Genomic DNA, 17,653 nt, shown 5'->3' on the forward strand with positions numbered 1-17,653 from the left:
CCGTGGCCCCTAAGGGTGCCAAATGCGCTGATGGCATCCGGCGGCGGGGGGCGCGTTCACGTCCCGCGTCCCGCCTGTTCATGGTGCTCGCCCCCGATGTTACTGACTAGTAGCACAGAAGGCGAACACACCCCCGGGACTTCAGAGCTTAGGGCACCCTAACCACCGAACGGGTTGCTGGGCGGGAACCAGACCCAGACCGGGGCGGCGCTGAACCCGAAGGAGAGCACCAGCATCGCGAAGAGCACGGTGAACACGATGACGCCCCAGTAGACGTACACGTTGCGGAAGCCCACCTTGTCCAGCAGCTCCATCGCCTGGCCCCGGGCACCGCGGGCGTTGGGCCCCACGAAGCTCAGCAGGACCATCACGAACGTGCCGAAGGCGACCGCGTTGTTGATGCCCTCCCTGCCGGTGAGCATCCCGACGATGAACCCGAGGACGCTGCCGACGAGCAGGTACCCCAGCCCGTACAGCGCGTTGACGCCCAGGTTGCGCAGGAGCGCCACCGGCATGTCCAGTGCCACCACGATCGTGTCGGAGCTGCGCGGCGCCCGGGTCTGCAGCCGGCGGGCGTGGTTGGCCTTGACCGTGCCCAGCGCGCCGAGCAGGCTCACCAGCACCAGGCCGAACAGCATCCCGATCCAGGGCAGCACCAGCGCGATGCCGGAGACCAGCGCGAGCAGCGCGACCAGGTAGAGCCGGGGCAGGTGCCAGCGGTCGTCGTCGTAGTACTCGTCGTCCTCACCGCCGCCCCAGTAGTCGCTGACGCTGTCCCCGCCGCTGCGCCGCCAGCGCCCGAACAGGCCTCCCCGGCCCTCCTCCTCGGCCTCGTCGCCGTCCTGGGAGGACCGGCGGCCGCGCCGGGCGTCCTGCTCGACCGGGGTGAGGATGTCCTGGAAGTCCTCCGGGCGGAGGGTGGAGTTGAAGTACTGGGTCTGCGGGGCGCCGCCGCCCTGCCCGTCCTCGTCGTCGGCGTAGTAGGTGCGCACCTGGCCGGCCCGGGTGCGGTCCGCGTCCTGCGGGTCCAGCAGCCCGGTGGCCTGCGGGTCGTCCGCCTCGCGCGGCTCCAGCAGGCCGGTCGCCTGGGGGTCGTCCGCGGGCTCCGCGGCCGACTCGGCGGTCTCCGCCGGCGGCACCGCGCGGGTCGCGCCCGCCCCGTACTCGGTGGCGGGGCCGTACTCGGTGGCCGGGCCGTACTCGGTCGCGGGCCCGTACTCGGTGGCCGGGCCGTACTCGGCGGCGGGCGCGGCCTCGGAGCGCGACTCCTCCTGCCGGTCCTGCTGCGCGGGCTGCGCCGAGCGGTGCACCGCGGTGTGCTTCCCGGTCATCCCGGAGCCGACGTAGGCCGCGATGTCGTCGCTGAGCGGCAGGTCGAGGTTGAGCCGCCCGGTCTCGGCGACCAGCTGGGCGGCGGTCGGCCGGGCCGCCATGTCCCGGGAGACCGCCTTCATGACCAGCGGGCGGAGCCGCTCCGGCATCCCCTCGATGTTGATCTCGCCGTTGAGGATGCGGAAGAAGATGACCTCGAAGGACCCGGCACCGTAGGGCGCGTTGCCGGTGGCCGCGAAGGACACCGTGGCGCCCCAGGCGTGCACGTCGGTCGCGGGCCCCAGCGCGGTGCCCTCGATGACCTCGGGGGACAGGTAGCTGGGCGTGCCGACGAAGGTGCCGGTCTGGGTGAGCTTGGCGCCGTCCACCGCGTGCGCGATGCCGAAGTCGATGACGATCGGCTCGCCGTTGGAGATGATGACGTTGCCCGGCTTGAGGTCGCGGTGGATGACGTCGGCCGCGTGGATGTCGTCGATGGCGCGGGCCAGGCCGCTGACGAAGTTGGTCAGCGCGCGGCCGCGCAGCGGGCCGTGCGACTCCACCGTGGAGTCCAGTGTGGGGCCGGGGATGTACTCGGTGACCACCCAGGGCAGCTCGGCGCTGGTGTCCGCGTCGATCACCTCGGCGACGTTGCGGCTGTGCACCCGCCGCATCGTCTCCACCTCTCGGGCCAGGCGGGCGCGGGCGATGTTGTCGCCGGCCACCTCCGAGCGCAGCACCTTGATCGCGACCAGGCGGTCCTGCCGGGGATCGTAGCCCTGGTAGACCACGCCCATACCGCCCTGGCCGATGCGCCTCCGGATGGAATAAGGGCCGACGCGTTCCGGCAGCTCCTCACCCTCGGGGAAACCTGCCGACATTGCCATTGCGAACTCATCCCCTCAAAACCCGCATACCGCCACGACCAGCTTAGCCGTCGCGGGGCGAGCGGTACCGCGCTGCGCGCCCCTTGCAACCCCACGAGTATGACGGAAAATACCTGCGCCCGGTTCCGCTTCGGTGCCGCTCAGCCCTCGGCCGGAAGCCCGAGCCCGTCGACGGTTTCGGCCCCCGGGAGGCCGGTCAGGGCCGCTCCGGGGACGATCAGCTTGGAGCGGCGCACCCCGCTGCCGATGACCACCAGCGGACAGGCCGCCACCGCCGCGTCGATCAGCAGCGGCCACCCCTCCGGCAGGCCGACCGGGGTGATGCCGCCGTACTCCATCCCGGTGGCGGCGACCGCGTCGTCCTGCCGGGCGAAGGAGGCCTTGCGCACGTCGAGCCGGCGGCGGACCGCGCCGTTGACGTCCAGCCTGGTGGTGGCGAGCACGACGCAGGCCGCCCTGCGCACCTCGCCGCCGCGCTTGCCGGTGACCACGATGCAGTTGGCCCCGGCCTCCATCGGGAAGCCGTAGGCCTCGGAGGCGGCGGCGGTGTCGGAGAGCGCCGGATCGACCTCGGCGACCAGCGGCGGGGGCTCCTCCGCCGCCGCCTTCCAGCCCTCCAGCCCCGCCGCCACCGGCGCGGCCAGCAGGTCGGTCCGCTCCGCCGCGGGGGCCGCCGCAAGGCCCCAGATCCGCTCCGCCATCTCCGCCGCTATCCTCTTCTCCGCCGCCCGGCCGGTTCCGGTCAGCGCCCGGTGAACTCCGCCTTGCCCGGGCCGCTCTCCATGAAGCTGCGCATCCCGATCTTCTGGTCCTCGGTGCCGAACAGCGCCGCGAACTGCACCCGCTCGATCTCCAGGCCGGTGCCCAGGTCCGCCTCGAGCCCGCGGTCGACCGCCTCCTTGGCCGCGCGCAGCGCCGCCGAGGGGCCGCCGGCGTAGCGGGCCGCCATGGCCACCGCCGCGGAGTAGACCTCCGCCGCCGGAACGACCCGGTCCACCAGGCCGATCCGGAGCGCCTCGTCGGCCGGCACGTGCCGCCCGGTGAAGATCAGGTCCTTGGCCCGCGCCGGGCCGATCAGCCGGGGCAGCCGCTGGGTGCCGCCGGCCCCGGGGATCACCCCGAGCAGGATCTCCGGCTGGCCCAGCCTGGCGTCCTCCGCGGCGACCCGGAAGTCCGCGCAGAGCGCCAGTTCGCAGCCGCCGCCCAGAGCGTAGCCGGTGACCGCGGCCACCACCGGCTTGGGGATCTCGGCGACCGCGGTGAACGAGGCCTGCAGGGTGCGCGAGTGGGCCGCCATGTCGGCGAAGCCCATGCCGGCCATCTCCTTGATGTCGGCGCCCGCGGCGAACACCCGCTCCCCGCCGTAGAGGACCGCGGCGGCCACCGAGCCGTCCGCGGCGACCTCGGCCGCGGCCGCCCCGATCTCCCGCTGCACCTGCGCGTTGAGCGCGTTCATCTTCGGCCGGTCCAGCCTGATCACCGCGACCGCCGGATTCTCCGCGTCCTTCTCCACCCGCACGAACTCGCCCACTGCCGAGCCCTCCTGCCCTTCGGTCCCGCGCCCGGGTTCTCCGGCGCCTCCCGATGTCCTACCACGGCGCCGCCCGGCTCCCCCGCCCCCGCCCGCGCCGCCGAACGGGGCGGCGGCCGTACCGGGCGGCCGGGCCGGGCGCGGGGACCCCGGGCCCCCGCGCCGCAGACTCAGCCGAACAGCAGCCGCCAGGTGCCCATCCGCATCGAGAGCAGGTGCGCCGCGACCAGGACCAGCACGGTCCCGGCGATCAGCGCGCCGTCCGCGCCGGACCACCGGCTGGTGCGGGCGTGGGTGCGCGGCCCGGTGCCGAACCCGCGCGCGTCCATCGCGGTGGCCAGCAGCGTCCCGGTCCGGATCGCCCGGACCAGCAGCGCGAAGGCCTTCCCGGCGAACTGCGCGGCCAGCGCCGCCGGGTTGCGCCCCGGCTCCAGGCCGCGGGCCCGCCGGGCCAGGGTGAGGGTGCGCCAGTGCGCCGCCAGCAGCGGGATCAGGCGCAGCGCGGCCAGCACCCCCAGCGCGGGCCGCTCCGGCACCTTCAGCCGCTGCACCAGCGCGTCGGCGGTCTCGGTCGGGTCGCTGGTCAGCGCGACCAGCACCCCGGGCAGCGCGATCGCCAGCAGCCGCACCGCCAGGCCGAACGCGGTCATCGGGCCGCTCTCCCCGAACAGCAGGTTGACCAGGCCGACCGAGAAGGCGGCCAGCACCAGCGGCACGCCGACGGTGAGCAGCGCCCGGCGCTCCAGGCCCGCGAACGGCAGCAGCAGGACGGTCGCGGCGAGCACCGCGCCCGCGGTCACCGGGTCGACCGCGGGGATCAGCCCGGCGGCCACCAGCAGGGCGGCGACGATCTTGGCCGCCGGGTTGCGGCGGCGCAGCACCCCGGTCATCGGCCGCTCCCCACCGCGGGCGCCACGCCGCCGCCGGCCACCCGCAGCTCCACGTCGGTGAACGGGCCGAGCAGCCGCTCGTCATGGGTGGCCATGACCACCGCGCGGCCCTGCGCGCGCAGCTCCGCCAGGAGCGCCACCAGCTCGGCCCAGGTGCAGGCGTCCTGGCCGAAGGTGGGCTCGTCGAGCAGGAGCACGTCGGGGGCGTGCGCCGGCCCGGAGCTGAGCGCGGTGGCCACCGAGAGCCGCCGCTTCTCCCCGCCGGAGAGCGTGTAGGGGTGGACCCCGGCCAGGGGCGCCAGCCGGAGCCGCTCCAGCAGCTCGCCGACCCAGGCCGCGGCGGTCTCCGCGGGCAGCCCGGCCCGCTTCGGGGCGAACTCCAGCTCCTCCCGGACGGTGGCGGTGACGAACTGGTCCTCGGCGTGCTGGAAGACCGTGCCCAGGTGGCGGGCGAGCCGCCGGGCCGGCCAGCGGCCCAGGTCCCGGCGGTCCACCCCGGCCAGCGCGCCCTCCGGCCGCACCGAGCCGGCGTCCGGCCGGGCCAGCCCGCCCAGCAGGGTGAGCAGGGTCGACTTCCCGGCGCCGTTCGGCCCGGTCAGCGCGGTGGTGGCGGAGCCGGCCACGGCCGCCTCCACCCGGTCCAGGACGGTGCGCCGGCGGCGCGGGTCGGTGCCGGGGCCCAGCGGCTCCAGCGCGGTGCACCCGGCGGCCCGGATCAGCACCTCCCCGGTGGCCCCGGAGGCTCCGGGCGCCCGCGGCTCGTGGCCGGGCACCCACACCCCGCGGGCGGCCAGGGCCGCCCCGTGCCGGGCGAACACCTCGCCGGGCGGGCCGTCGGCGACCACGCCGCCGCCGGGCTCGACCACCACCACCCGGTCCACCAGGCCGACCGCCTCGGCCACCCGGTGCTCGACGACCACCATGGTCGCCGAGCTCTCCGCGGCCAGCCCGGCCAGCACCCCGCGGATCTGCGCGGCGCCCTCCGGGTCGAGGTTGGCGGTGGGCTCGTCGAGCAGCAGCAGCCGGGGCCGCATCGCCAGCGCCCCGGCGATGACCAGGCGCTGCTTCTCCCCGCCGGAGAGCGCCGCGGTGGAGCGCTCCGGGCCGTGGCCGAAGCCGACCCCGGCCAGCGCCTCCCGGACCCGGCCGCCGATCAGCTCCGGGTCGGTACCGATGTTCTCCAGGCCGAACGCGACGTCGTCGCCGGCCCGCGCCATCACCAGCTGGGTCTCCGGGTCCTGGGCGACCAGGCCGGTGCCGCCCCGGCCGCGCTCGGCCGGGGCGCCGTCCACGGTGAGCTCGCCCTCGCTCTCCCCGGTGATGGCCGATTCCGGCCCGGTCAGCCCGGCCAGGGCGTGCAGCAGCGTGCTCTTGCCGGCGCCGGAGGGGCCGAGCAGCAGTACCCGCTCGCCGGGCTCGACCTCCAGGTCGACCCCGCGCAGCGCCCACTCCTCGCGGCCGGCGTGCCGCCAGCCCCAGCCGCGCAGCCGGATCCGCGCGCCGCTCATCCGCGCGCCGAGGGGAAGGGGGTGAGCGCCCCGGCCCGGGCCAGGGCGGTGGTGAGCAGCCGGCCGCCGACCCCGGCGATCAGCACCGAGCTGGCGGCGACGAAGGCCGCGTAGGCGGCCATGAAGGAGGCCGGCCAGTCGGCGTAGGTCATGGTGAGGTCCATGCCGATCGGGGCCAGCGCGGCGGCCGCGGCGGCCAGCACGGAGGCCGCCATGCCCCAGGAGCGGTACCGGCCGGCCAGGAAGACCAGCTCCGGCAGGAGCCCCTGGAAGAAGCCGGCGACCAGCACGATCATGCCCCAGTGCGTACCCAGCAGCGCCGAGACCGTGGCGGCCGCGACCGAGGTGAGGACGCCCGCCCCGGGCTTGCGCAGCACCAGCATGCCGAGCACGCCGGGCAGCAGCCAGATGCCGTAGATGACCGCCTGGGCGGGCGGGAAGAAGACGAACAGCGGTGCGGTGGCCTGCCAGAGCATGCCCCAGAACCAGAATATGACGCCGATGGCGACGCCGAGCACCGCGGCGACGACGATGTCGACGGTGCGCCAGGCGTACGGCGAACGCTGGGCGGTGGTCTTCACGGGTGGGTCCCTTCGCGTCGGTGAGGACACGAGAGGGCTCAGGCCAAGAGCGCCCGGTACGGACTCCGCCGGGCGGAACACACGACTTCCTTCGCTGGCATGATCCAGATCAGGTGTCTAAGGGTCTGCGGGGTCTCCGCACTCTCAGCGCCGAAGCGCTCCCCTGTCGGTTTCCACCCATTATGCGGGTTATCGCCGCTCAGCGCAGCACGATCCCGTCCTCCATTCCGCGGTGCGGCTCCGGAACGGCCACCAGCCCCATCTCCGCGGCCGAGCGGAGCGCCGGGTGCCGGGGCAGCACGCGCACCGTGTAGCCGCCGGAGCCCGCCCTGGTCAGCGGGGCCGAACCGGTGTAGCGGTGCCCCTCCTGCCCGCCGCCGGTCCACTCCAGCACGGCGACGGCCGGCGCCACCAGCCGGCCGTCCTCGTCGACCCGGCCGACCAGCGCCTCCACCTGGACGTCGTCCGGGTCCAGGTCGCCGAGGCGGACCGTGGCGCTCAGGTCCAGCTCGCCGCCGGCCCGCGGCGGCTCCCCGGTGCCCGCGTCGATCCCGCCGGCCTCGACGTGCTCGATGCGCACCCCCGGCCAGCCGGCGCGGACCCGGGCCTTCCAGGCCGCCAGCTCGCGCGCGCCGGCCGCGCCGCCGTCCAGCAGCGCCCGCGAGGAGGCCGCGGCGCCCCGGTAGTAGCCCGCCACGTAGTCCTGGACCATCCGGGTGGCCAGCACCTTCGGCCCCAGCGAGACCAGGGTGTGCTTGACCATCTCCAGCCAGCGCTTGGGCAGGCCGTCGCCGTCGGCGTCGTAGAAGAGCGGCGCGACCCGCTCCTCGATGAGCTCGTAGAGCGCGCGGGACTCCAGGTCGTCGCGGCGGTCGGGGTCGGAGACCCCGTCCGCGGTGGGGATCGCCCACCCGTTGGACCCGTCGAACCACTCGTCCCACCAGCCGTCCCGGACCGACAGGTTGAGCCCGCCGTTGAGCGCCGACTTCATCCCCGAGGTGCCGCTGGCCTCCAGCGGGCGCAGCGGGTTGTTCAGCCACACGTCGCTCCCCTGCACCAGGGAGGCGGCCAGGTCCATGTCGTAGTCGGGCAGGAAGACGATGCGGTGCCGGACGTCGGGGCGGTCGCTGAACCGAACGATCTCCTGAATGAGCCGCTTGCCGCCCTCGTCGGCGGGGTGCGCCTTGCCCGCCACCACGATCTGCACCGGCCGGTCCGGGTGGAGCAGCAGCCGGGCGAGCCGGTCCCGGTCGCGCAGCATCAGGGTGAGGCGCTTGTAGGAGGGCACCCGGCGGGCGAAGCCGATGGTGAGCACGTCGGGGTCGAGCACGCCGTCGATCCAGCCCAGCTCGGCGCCGGTGGCGCCGCGGGCCCGCCAGGAGGCGCGCAGCCGGGCGCGGGTCTCCTCCACCAGCCGGCCGCGGAGCGTGCGCCGCATCCGCCACAGCTCGCCCTCGTCCGCGCGGGCCACCTTGCGCCAGCCCTCGGAGCGGTTGAACTCGGCCGAGTCGCCGACCACCGCCGCGGCCAGCTCCTGGGCCTCCTCGGCCACCCAGGTGCGGGCGTGCACCCCGTTGGTGACCGAGCCGATCGGCACCTCGTCCGGGTCGAACCCGGGCCACAGGCCCTGGAACATGCCCCGGCTGACCGCCCCGTGCAGCCGGCTGACCCCGTTGGCCCGCTGGGCCAGCCGCATGCCCATCACCGCCATGTTGAACACGTCGGGGTCGCCGCCCGGGTAGTCCTCGGCGCCGAGCTCCAGCACCCGGTCGGCGGGGAGCCCCGGCACAGCCGGGGAGTCCCCGTCCAGGTGGGCGAGGACCAGCTCGCGCGGGAAGCGGTCGATGCCGGCGGGGACCGGGGTGTGCGTGGTGAAGACGGTCCCGGCCCGGGCGGCCTCGACCGCCTCCGCGAAGCCGAGCGGCCCGCCGTCCACGCCGCGGCCGTCCATGTACTCGCGGACCCGCTCCAGGCCGAGGAAGCCGGCATGCCCCTCGTTCATGTGGAACACCTCGGGCCGGGGGTGGCCGCTGATCTCGCAGTAGAGCCGGACCGCGCGCACCCCGCCCACGCCGAGCAGCAGCTCCTGGCGGAGCCGGTGCTCCCCGCCGCCGCCGTACAGCCGGTCGGTGACCGCGCGCAGGCCCGGCGGGTTGCCCTCGTGCACCGCGTCCAGCAGCAGCAGCGGCACCCGGCCCACCCGGCAGACCCAGACCCGGGCGGTGAGCCGCTCGCCGCCGGGCAGGTCCACCCCGATCTCGGCGGGGGCCCCGCCGGGGCCGGACAGCCGGGTGATCGGCAGGCCCTGCGGGTCCACCTCGGGGTAGGACTCCAGCTGCCAGCCCTCCCGGGAGAGGGTCTGGGAGAAGTAGCCGTGCCGGTAGAGCAGCCCCACCCCGATCAGCGGGACGCCCAGGTCGCTGGCGCTCTTCAGGTGGTCCCCGGCGAGGATGCCGAGGCCGCCGGAGTACTGCGGCAGCGCGGCGGCCAGGCCGTACTCGGCGGAGAAGTAGGCGATGGCGCGCGGCCGGTCCGCCTCGTCCGCCCCCTGGTACCAGCGGGGCCCGCCGAGGTAGGCGTCCAGGTCCGCGGCGGCCTCGGCGAGCCGGGCGCGGAACGCCTCGTCGGTGCGGAGCTCCGCGAGGCGCTCCCGGCCCACCTCCCCCAGCATCCGGTAGGGGTCGCGGCCGACGGACTCCCACAGCGCGGCGTCGACCGCGGCGAACACCTCGCGGGTCGGGGCGTGCCAGACCCAGCGCAGGTTGGCCGCGAGCCGGCCCAGCGCGGACAGCTCTTCGGGCAGAACGGTACGTACGGTGAATCTCCGGATCGCCTTCACGGACCGTGAGGCTAGCCAATGCGCGGCCGGGGCGCGAGCCTTTCCGGGCCGTTTTCGTGATTTCACCGAGAATTCAGTGCAGAGCACCGCCCGAATGCCGGGAAGAGCCCGAACCGAATCCTATTCATGCCCGTGTTGCCGCCGTGCCCGCAGTGAACTTCTGAAACCAATGACCGGTTCGCCGGAATCAATACGAAAGAAACATGTCTAAAACCGCATGGATATCCGCATTCGCACTGTGACGACAATCACAAAAATAATCGCGGCCGGACTGTCGGCAGCGGCGTTCCGGGCCCTGACGATAGGACAGTGAGACGCGGCTCCTCCGTCCCGGAATCAGTCAGTTGAAACACGCGGCATCACGCTGAAACATCCTTCCCTGCCGGAAACCCGACACACGGGCGGCACACGAGGGAACACCGGGAACATCCAGAGCCGGTACGGCATGCCCGAAAACGCCCGGCATAGATCCCGACATAGATATCGATGGTGCTCTTGTGATCGGACGAATTCCCATTCTCGACGTCGCCCCCGTGCTCGGCTACGGGACCGCCTGCGCCGCCGCCGGCGAGGCCTTCCCGGTGAGCGCCACCGTGATCCGCGAGGGCCACGGCGCCCTCGGCGCGGCGGCGGTGCTCTACGACCCCAAGGGCAAGCGCGCCGCGCAGGTCCCGATGGCCGAGGCCGCCCCCGGGACCGACCGCTACACCGCCCTGCTCAGCGCCCCCGAGCCGGGCCGCTGGACGTTCGCGGTGGAGGCGTGGGCCGACCCGTTCGCCACCTGGCGCCGCCGGGCCGAGGCCAAGATCCCGCTGGACCAGGACGCCGAGCTCACCCTGGAGGAGGGCGCCCGGCTGCTGGAGCGGGCCGCCCGCCGGGTGCCGCGCCGCCCGGAGCTGGCCGCGGCCGCCGGGCGGATGCGCGACGCCTCCCTGCCCGCCGCCGAGCGGCTGGCCCTGGCCCTCTCCGAGGAGGTCGCCGGGTCCCTGGCGGCCAACCCGCTGCGGGAGAGCACCACCCGCAGCAAGCGGTTCCCGCTGACCGTGCACCGCCGCCGGGCCCTGGTCGGCTCCTGGTACGAGTTCTTCCCGCGCTCGGTCGGCGCCGAGTACGACGAGGCCGAGGGCCGGTGGCGCTCGGGCACCCTGCGCTCCGCCGCCAAGCGGCTGCCGGCCATCGCCGACATGGGCTTCGACGTGGTCTACCTGCCGCCGATCCACCCGGTGGGGCGCTCCTTCCGCAAGGGCCCCGACAACGGCCTGCACGCCGGGCCGGACGACCCCGGGTCGGTCTGGGCGATCGGCTCCGCCGAGGGCGGGCACGACGCGGTCCACCCCGACCTGGGCGACATCGGCGACTTCGACGCGTTCGTCGCCGAGGCCGCCGCGCACGGCATCGAGGTCGCCCTCGACCTGGCCCTGCAGTGCTCGCCGGACCACCCGTGGGTCGCCGAGCACCCGGAGTGGTTCACCGCCCGCCCGGACGGCTCGATCGCCTACGCGGAGAACCCGCCCAAGAAGTACCAGGACATCTACCCGCTCGACTTCGACAACGACCCGGAGGGCCTCTACGCCGAGGTGCTGCGGGTGGTCCGGCACTGGATGGCGCACGGGGTGCGGATCTTCCGGGTGGACAACCCGCACACCAAGCCGCTGGCGTTCTGGGAGCGGCTGCTCGCCGACGTCGCCGCCTCCGACCCCGACGTGCTCTTCCTCTCCGAGGCGTTCACCCGCCCGGCGATGGTGCACGCGCTGGCCAAGGCCGGGTTCCACCAGTCCTACACCTACTTCACCTGGCGCAACGGCAAGGAGGAGATCGAGGAGTACCTGGCCGAGCTGTCCGGGGACGCCGCCGCCTACATGCGCCCCAACCTGTTCGCCAACACGCCCGACATCCTGCACGCCTACCTCCAGCACGGGGGCCGGCCGGCGTTCGAGGTGCGCGCGGTGCTCGCCGCGACCCTCTCCCCCTCCTGGGGCGTCTACTCCGGTTTCGAGCTGTGCGAGAACACCCCGGTGCGCGAGGGGAGCGAGGAATACCTCGGCTCCGAGAAATACCAGTACAAGCCCCGGGACTTCGACGCGGCCGAGGCCGCGGGAATGTCGATCATTCCGCTTCTGCGCAGGCTAAACTGTGTCCGGCGCGACCACCCGGCATTGCAAGAACTGCGCAACCTGCGGTTCCACCATGTCGACCAGCCCGAGCTGATCTGCTATTCGAAACGGCTGGCCGGGACCGGCGACCAGGAGGGGGACGACACCGTACTGGTGATCGTCAACCTCGATCCGCACCGCACCCGCGAAGCGACCGTGCGGATCGACATGCCCTCTTTGGGGCTCGAGCGCGGCGCTTCGTTCACCGTGACCGACGCGATCTCGGGCGATTCCTATACCTGGGGAGAGGCGAATTACGTCCGCCTCGACCCGAATGTCCAGTCCGCTCACGTCTTCACAGTCGACCCGGCCGGCAGCACCCCGTGAAAAAGGGTCCGACCGGCGGACGCACTGGAACGCCAACTGGTGGAGTTGTTCTCGTGACCACACCCGATCCGGTGCTCGGCACCCGTCAGGCGCCCCCCGCCCCCGTGCCCGACACCTTCTCCGAGGGACCGCCCCGGAACCCGTACTGGTACAAGCACGCGGTCTTCTACGAAGTCCAGGTCCGCGGCTTCTACGACTCCAACGGCGACGGGGTCGGGGACCTGCGGGGGCTGATCGACAAGCTCGACTACCTCGCCTGGCTCGGCATCGACTGCATCTGGCTGCTGCCGCTGTACGAGTCGCCGCTGCGCGACGGCGGGTACGACATCTCCGACTACATGACGATCCTCCCCGAGTTCGGGAAGATCGCCGACTTCGTGGAGCTCATCGAGCAGGCGCACCGGCGCGGCATCCGGATCATCACCGACCTGGTGATGAACCACACCAGCGACCAGCACCCCTGGTTCCAGGCGTCCCGGTCGGACCCGGACGGCCCCTACGGCGACTTCTACGTCTGGGCCGACGGCACCGACCGGTACGCCGACGCGCGGATCATCTTCGTCGACACCGAGCACTCCAACTGGTCCTACGACGAGGCGCGCGGCCAGTACTACTGGCACCGGTTCTTCTCCCACCAGCCGGACCTCAACTTCGAGAACCCGGCGGTGCAGGAGGCCGTGCTGGAGGTGCTCCGGTTCTGGCTCGACCTCGGCATCGACGGCTTCCGGCTGGACGCCGTGCCCTACCTCTACGAGCGGGAGGGCACCAACTGCGAGAACCTCAAGGAGACGCACGAGTTCCTCAAGCGGGTGCGCGCCGAGGTCGACCGGCTCTACCCGGACCGGGTGCTGCTCAGCGAGGCCAACCAGTGGCCCGCCGACGTGGTCGACTACTTCGGCGACTTCGAGTCCGGCGGCGACGAGTGCCACATGAACTTCCACTTCCCGCTGATGCCGCGGATGTTCATGGCGGTCCGCCGCGAGCAGCGCTACCCCATCTCGGAGATCCTCGCCCAGACGCCGCGCATCCCGCGCAACTGCCAGTGGGCCATCTTCCTGCGCAACCACGACGAGCTGACCCTGGAGATGGTCACCGACGAGGAGCGGGACTACATGTACGCCGAGTACGCCAAGGACCCGCGGATGCGGGCCAACGTGGGCATCCGGCGCCGCCTCGCCCCGCTGCTGGAGAACGACCGCAACCAGATCGAGCTCTTCACCGCGCTGCTGCTCTCCCTGCCCGGCTCGCCGGTGCTCTACTACGGCGACGAGATCGGCATGGGCGACAACATCTGGCTGGGCGACCGGGACGCGGTGCGCACCCCGATGCAGTGGACCTCCGACCGCAACGCCGGGTTCTCCCGGTGCGACCCGGCCCGGCTCTACCTGCCGCTCATCCTCGACCCGGTCCACGGCTACCAGGCGCTCAACGTCGAAGCGCAGCGGGACGACCCCGGCTCGCTGCTCAACTGGACCCGGAAGATGATCGGGATCCGCAAGCGGCACCCGGTCTTCGGCACCGGCGAGTTCACCGAGCTGCACGCCAGCAACCCGAGCGTGTTCGCCTTCGTGCGGGAGTACGGCGACGACCGGATGCTCTGCGTGAACAACCTGTCCCGCTTCCCGCAGCCGGTCGAGCTGGACCTGCGCCGCTTCGAGGGGGCCACCCCGGTGGAGTGCACCGGCGGCGTCCGCTTCCCGGCCATCGGCGAACTGCCCTACCTGCTCACCATGCCCGGCCACGGCTTCTACTGGTTCCAGCTGCCGCCGGTGGCCGAGGCCGACGGTCCCACCCGGGACGACCGCACCCGGGACGCACGCGAAAGGAAGCGGGCCTCAGTCTCATGACCCAGTTGGAGGAGCTCCTCACCCGATGGATGCCGCGGCAGCGCTGGTTCGCCGGCAAGGGCGCGCCGGTCGAGAAGGTGCTGATCGAACGCGAGCACCCGATCGGCGGCGCCGACCCGGGCCCGCACGGGCCGGGGATGCGCGCGCTGGTGGTCGCCGTGCACCAGCCCGGCGGCCGCGCGCGCTACCTGGTCGTCATCGGGCTGTGCGCCAAGGGGCGCCTCCGCGACGAGCTGGCGCACTGCGCCATCGGCGCGTGCACGGTCGGCGGCGCCCGGCGCACCGTCTACGACGCCCTGCACGACCCGGAGCTGACCGGGAGGCTGCTGCGCTGCATCGCCCGGGGCGCCGGGACCGGACCCGTCCGGTTCCGGCGCCTGCCGGAGCCCGCCGAGCCGATCGCCACCGGGATGCGCAGCCTGGTGCACACCGGCGAGCAGTCCAACACCACCCTGGTGTTCGGCGAGCGCTACGTGCTCAAGACGTTCCGCCGGCTCTGGCCCGGGCTCAACCCCGACCTGGAGCTCAACCGGGCGCTGTCCGGGTCGCCCTACGCGGCCCGGCCGCACGGCTGGATCGAGGTGGACGTCGAGGCCGACGACGGCGGGGGCGAGGTGCCCACCACCGTGGCCATGCTCCAGCAGTACCTGCGCAGCGCCACCGACGGCTGGGTACTGGCCGCCACCAGCGTGCGCGACCTCTACGCCGAGCCCGGCACCCCGCCGGGCGAGGCCGGCGGCGACTTCGCCGGGGAGGCCGAGCGGCTCGGCGCGGCCACCGCGGAGGTGCACCGCGCGCTCGCCCGCGCCCTGCCCACCGACGTGCTCTCCCCCGGCGCGCTGCACGGCCTGGCCGACGCCATGGTCCGCCGCCTGGAGAGCGCGGTGGAGCAGGTCCCCGGGCTCGCCCCGTACCAGGAGGCGCTGCGCACCGCCTACGACGACTTCGCCCGGGTGCAGGCGCCGCTGCCGGTGCAGCGCGTGCACGGCGACTTCCACCTCGGCCAGGTGGTCCGCACCGACCGGGGCTGGGTGCTGCTGGACTTCGAGGGCGAGCCGGCCGTCCCGGTCTCCGAGCGCCGCCGCCCGTCCAGCCCGCTGCGCGACATCGCCGGGATGCTCCGCTCCTTCGACTACGCGGCCCGGCACCAGATGATCGGCAGCGCCGACGAGGAGGCGCTGGCCCCGGCCGCCCGGGCCTGGGCCCGGCGGAACCGGGACGCGTTCTGCGCCGGCTACGCCGCGGCCGGCGGCGTCGACCCGGAGAAGCACGCGGTGGTGCTGCGCGCCTTCGAGTACGACAAGGCGGTCTACGAGGTCCTCTACGAGGCGCACAACCGCCCGACCTGGCTCCGCGTCCCGCTGGACTCGATCGCCTCGCTGGCCGGCCCGGCGCGCGCCGCCGGCCGGACCCCGCCGCCCCGCTAGGGAGGCGGGCGGCGGAGACCGCCCCCGCCGCCCGCCCCTCCCCACCCCCCGGGGAGCCCCGCCGACGACAGAGCAAGCCCTCCCCCGGTCGCCCGCGGGCGACCGGGATCCGTGAAAGGACCTCCATGACCACGCCCCCGCCCACCGAGGAGATCGACCGGCTCGTCTCCGGCCGCCACCACGACCCGCACGGGCTGCTCGGCGCGCACCCCCGCCCGGACGGGACGGTGCTGCTGCGCGCGCTGCGGCCGCTGGCCCGCACCGTGCACGCGGTCCTGGCCGACGGCTCCCGGGTGCCGATGGAGCACGTGCACAACGGCGTGTTCACCGCGGCCGTGCCGGGGACCGAGGCGCCGGACTACCGGATCGCCGCCGACTACGGCGACGGCGCGGAATCGGTCTCCGACGACCCCTACCGGCACGCGCCCACCCTCGGCGAGCTGGACCTGCACCTGATCGGCGAGGGGCGGCACGAGGAGCTGTGGCGCGCGCTGGGCGCGCACGTCCGCGCCTTCCCCTCCGCCCGGGGCGAGGTCCGCGGCACCTCGTTCGCGGTGTGGGCGCCCGGCGCCCGGGGGGTCCAGCTGATCGGCGACTTCAACCACTGGGACGGCACCGCGCACCCGATGCGGTCGCTGGGCTCCAGCGGGGTATGGGAGCTGTTCGTCCCCGGCGTCGGCGACGGGGCCCGCTACAAGTACCGGGTGCACGGCCGGGACGGCGGGGTCCGGGACAAGGCGGACCCGCTGGCGTTCGCCGCGCAGTGCCCGCCGGAGACCGCCTCGGTCGTCTACACCTCCGGCCACCGGTGGCGCGACGAGGCGTGGCTGGCCGAGCGGAAGGCGGCCGAGTGGATCCGCCGCCCGATGAGCGTCTACGAGGTGCACCTGGGGTCCTGGCGGCCGGGCCTGGGCTACCGCGAGCTCGCCTCCGAGCTGGTGGAGTACGTCCGCGAGATGGGCTTCACGCACGTGGAGTTCATGCCGGTCTCCGAGCACCCGTTCGGCGGGTCCTGGGGCTACCAGGTCACCTCCTACTACGCGCCCACCTCGCGGTTCGGCACCCCCGACGAGTTCCGCGCGCTCGTGGACGAGCTGCACCGGGCCGGCATCGGGGTGCTGCTGGACTGGGTCCCGGCGCACTTCCCCCGGGACGAGTGGGCGCTGGCCCGGTTCGACGGCTCGCCCACCTACGAGCACCCCGACCCGCGGCGCGGCGAGCACCCCGACTGGGGCACCCTCATCTTCGACTACGGCCGCACCGAGGTGCGCAACTTCCTCATCGCCTCCGCGCTGTACTGGCTGGAGGAGTTCCACATCGACGGGCTGCGGGTGGACGCCGTCGCCTCGATGATCTACCTGGACTACTCCCGGGAGTCCGGCGAGTGGGCCCCCAACCACGAGGGCGGGCGGGAGAACCTGGAGGCCATCGAGCTGCTCAAGGAGCTCACCGCCACCGCCTACCGGCGCAACCCGGGGACCATGATGATCGCCGAGGAGTCCACCGCGTGGGAGGGCGTCACCCGCCCCACCGACGCCGGCGGCCTGGGCTTCGGCTTCAAATGGAACATGGGGTGGATGCACGACACCCTGGAGTACCTCAAGCGCGACCCGGTGCACCGGCAGTACCACCACGACGAGGCCACCTTCTCGATGGTCTACGCCTACAGCGAGAACTACGTGCTGCCGCTCTCCCACGACGAGGTGGTGCACGGCAAGGGGTCGCTGCTGTACAAGAACCCGGGCGACGAGTGGCGCCGGTTCGCCGGCCTGCGCGCCCTGCTCGGCTACATGTGGGCCCACCCCGGCAAGCAGCTGCTCTTCATGGGCGGCGAGATCGGCCAGGGCGAGGAGTGGTCGCACGAGGCCGGGGTGCAGTGGTGGCTGCTCGACCACGCCTTCCACCGCGGGGTGAAGGCGCTGGTCAAGGACGTCAACGCCGCCTACCGCGGCCGGCCGGCGCTGTGGTCGCTGGACACCGACCCGGCCGGGTTCCAGTGGATCGACGGCGGCGACGCCGCCGGCAACACGCTCTCCTTCCTGCGCTACGGCGCGGACGGCTCCGCGCTGGCCTGCCTGGTCAACTTCTCCGCGGTGCCGCACCGGCGGCGCCGGATCGGGCTGCCCGCCGCCGGCGCCTGGCACCGGGTGCTCGACAGCGACGCCGAGCGCTACGGCGGCAGCGGCTACGCCGGCGGCGTGCCCGCGTCGGTGCGGGCCGGCGCCGAGCCGTGGCACGGGCAGCCCGCCTCTGCCGTGCTCGACCTGCCGCCGCTGGCCACCGTCTGGCTGGAGGCCGAAAGTACGGTGCGCTGACCGGGGAAAGACCGGCCGAATGACCGATTCCTCCGAA

Annotated in this window: 11 protein-coding genes and 1 riboswitch; of the genes, 4 read left to right on the top strand and 7 right to left on the bottom strand. The window is 73.8% G+C overall.

Going from position 1 to position 17,653, the window contains the following annotated elements; all coding sequences use genetic code 11:
- Positions 1–158: 158 nt before the first annotated feature.
- The 7 genes from J0910_RS25600 to glgP all read right to left on the bottom strand — a co-directional run bounded on the left by J0910_RS25600 (position 159) and on the right by glgP (position 9,547).
- A complete protein-coding gene (locus J0910_RS25600; RefSeq protein WP_420161094.1) occupies positions 159–2,198 on the bottom strand; it encodes a serine/threonine protein kinase in 2,040 nt (679 codons plus the stop codon).
- Positions 2,199–2,338: 140 nt separating this feature from the next.
- Positions 2,339–2,899 carry a YbaK/EbsC family protein gene (locus J0910_RS25605; RefSeq protein WP_420161095.1) on the bottom strand — a complete coding sequence of 187 codons (561 nt, stop codon included), beginning with the start codon at positions 2,897–2,899 and terminating at the stop codon, positions 2,339–2,341.
- Positions 2,900–2,940: 41 nt separating this feature from the next.
- Positions 2,941–3,729, bottom strand: coding sequence for an enoyl-CoA hydratase/isomerase family protein (locus J0910_RS25610; RefSeq protein ID WP_420161096.1), 789 nt, complete (start codon positions 3,727–3,729; stop codon positions 2,941–2,943).
- Positions 3,730–3,899: 170 nt separating this feature from the next.
- A complete protein-coding gene (locus tag J0910_RS25615) occupies positions 3,900–4,619 on the bottom strand; it encodes an energy-coupling factor transporter transmembrane component T family protein (protein WP_420161097.1) in 720 nt (239 codons plus the stop codon).
- Positions 4,616–6,127, bottom strand: a complete 1,512-nt coding sequence (locus tag J0910_RS25620) for an ABC transporter ATP-binding protein (RefSeq protein ID WP_420161098.1) — start codon at positions 6,125–6,127, stop codon at positions 4,616–4,618. The genes J0910_RS25615 and J0910_RS25620 overlap by 4 nt, the downstream gene beginning before the upstream one ends.
- The gene (locus J0910_RS25625) at positions 6,124–6,708 is read right to left on the bottom strand and encodes an ECF transporter S component (RefSeq protein WP_420161099.1); all 585 of its coding nucleotides are present in this window, start codon (positions 6,706–6,708) and stop codon (positions 6,124–6,126) included. Before J0910_RS25625 ends, J0910_RS25620 begins: the two co-directional genes overlap by 4 nt.
- A 69-nt stretch (positions 6,709–6,777) precedes the next feature.
- A riboswitch (TPP riboswitch) is annotated at positions 6,778–6,883 on the bottom strand.
- Positions 6,884–6,907: 24 nt separating this feature from the next.
- A complete protein-coding gene (glgP, locus tag J0910_RS25630) occupies positions 6,908–9,547 on the bottom strand; it encodes an alpha-glucan family phosphorylase (protein ID WP_420161100.1) in 2,640 nt (879 codons plus the stop codon).
- Positions 9,548–10,044: 497 nt separating this feature from the next.
- On the opposite strand from glgP, the gene J0910_RS25635 reads away from it, so the two are divergent.
- The 4 genes from J0910_RS25635 (at position 10,045) to glgB (ending at position 17,616) form a co-directional block, all read left to right on the top strand.
- Positions 10,045–12,027, top strand: coding sequence for an alpha-1,4-glucan--maltose-1-phosphate maltosyltransferase (locus J0910_RS25635; protein WP_420161101.1), 1,983 nt, complete (start codon positions 10,045–10,047; stop codon positions 12,025–12,027).
- Between the two features lie 104 nt (positions 12,028–12,131).
- Positions 12,132–13,874, top strand: a complete 1,743-nt coding sequence (gene treS / locus J0910_RS25640) for a maltose alpha-D-glucosyltransferase (protein WP_420162086.1) — start codon at positions 12,132–12,134, stop codon at positions 13,872–13,874.
- Positions 13,871–15,301 (top strand): maltokinase N-terminal cap-like domain-containing protein, encoded by a 1,431-nt coding sequence (locus J0910_RS25645; protein ID WP_420161102.1) that lies wholly within the window; start codon positions 13,871–13,873, stop codon positions 15,299–15,301. The genes treS and J0910_RS25645 overlap by 4 nt, the downstream gene beginning before the upstream one ends.
- A 125-nt stretch (positions 15,302–15,426) precedes the next feature.
- Entirely contained in the window at positions 15,427–17,616 is a 2,190-nt protein-coding gene (gene glgB, locus J0910_RS25650; RefSeq protein ID WP_420161103.1) for a 1,4-alpha-glucan branching protein GlgB, read from the top strand.
- Positions 17,617–17,653 lie beyond the last annotated feature (37 nt).

It is taken from the genome of Nocardiopsis oceanisediminis, assembly GCF_048595525.1.
GTDB lineage: Bacteria > Actinomycetota > Actinomycetes > Streptosporangiales > Streptosporangiaceae > Nocardiopsis_A > Nocardiopsis_A oceanisediminis.

Excerpts from the sequence above, each read along its gene's own strand:
- J0910_RS25600 (WP_420161094.1), bottom strand. The coding sequence starts at position 2,198 with ATGGCAATGTCGGCAGGTTTCCCCGAGGGTGAGGAGCTGCCGGAACGC.
- J0910_RS25605 (WP_420161095.1), bottom strand. The coding sequence starts at position 2,899 with ATGGCGGAGCGGATCTGGGGCCTTGCGGCGGCCCCCGCGGCGGAGCGG.
- J0910_RS25615 (WP_420161097.1), bottom strand. The coding sequence starts at position 4,619 with ATGACCGGGGTGCTGCGCCGCCGCAACCCGGCGGCCAAGATCGTCGCC.
- J0910_RS25620 (WP_420161098.1), bottom strand. The coding sequence starts at position 6,127 with ATGAGCGGCGCGCGGATCCGGCTGCGCGGCTGGGGCTGGCGGCACGCC.
- J0910_RS25645 (WP_420161102.1), top strand. The coding sequence starts at position 13,871 with ATGACCCAGTTGGAGGAGCTCCTCACCCGATGGATGCCGCGGCAGCGC.
- glgB (WP_420161103.1), top strand. The coding sequence starts at position 15,427 with ATGACCACGCCCCCGCCCACCGAGGAGATCGACCGGCTCGTCTCCGGC.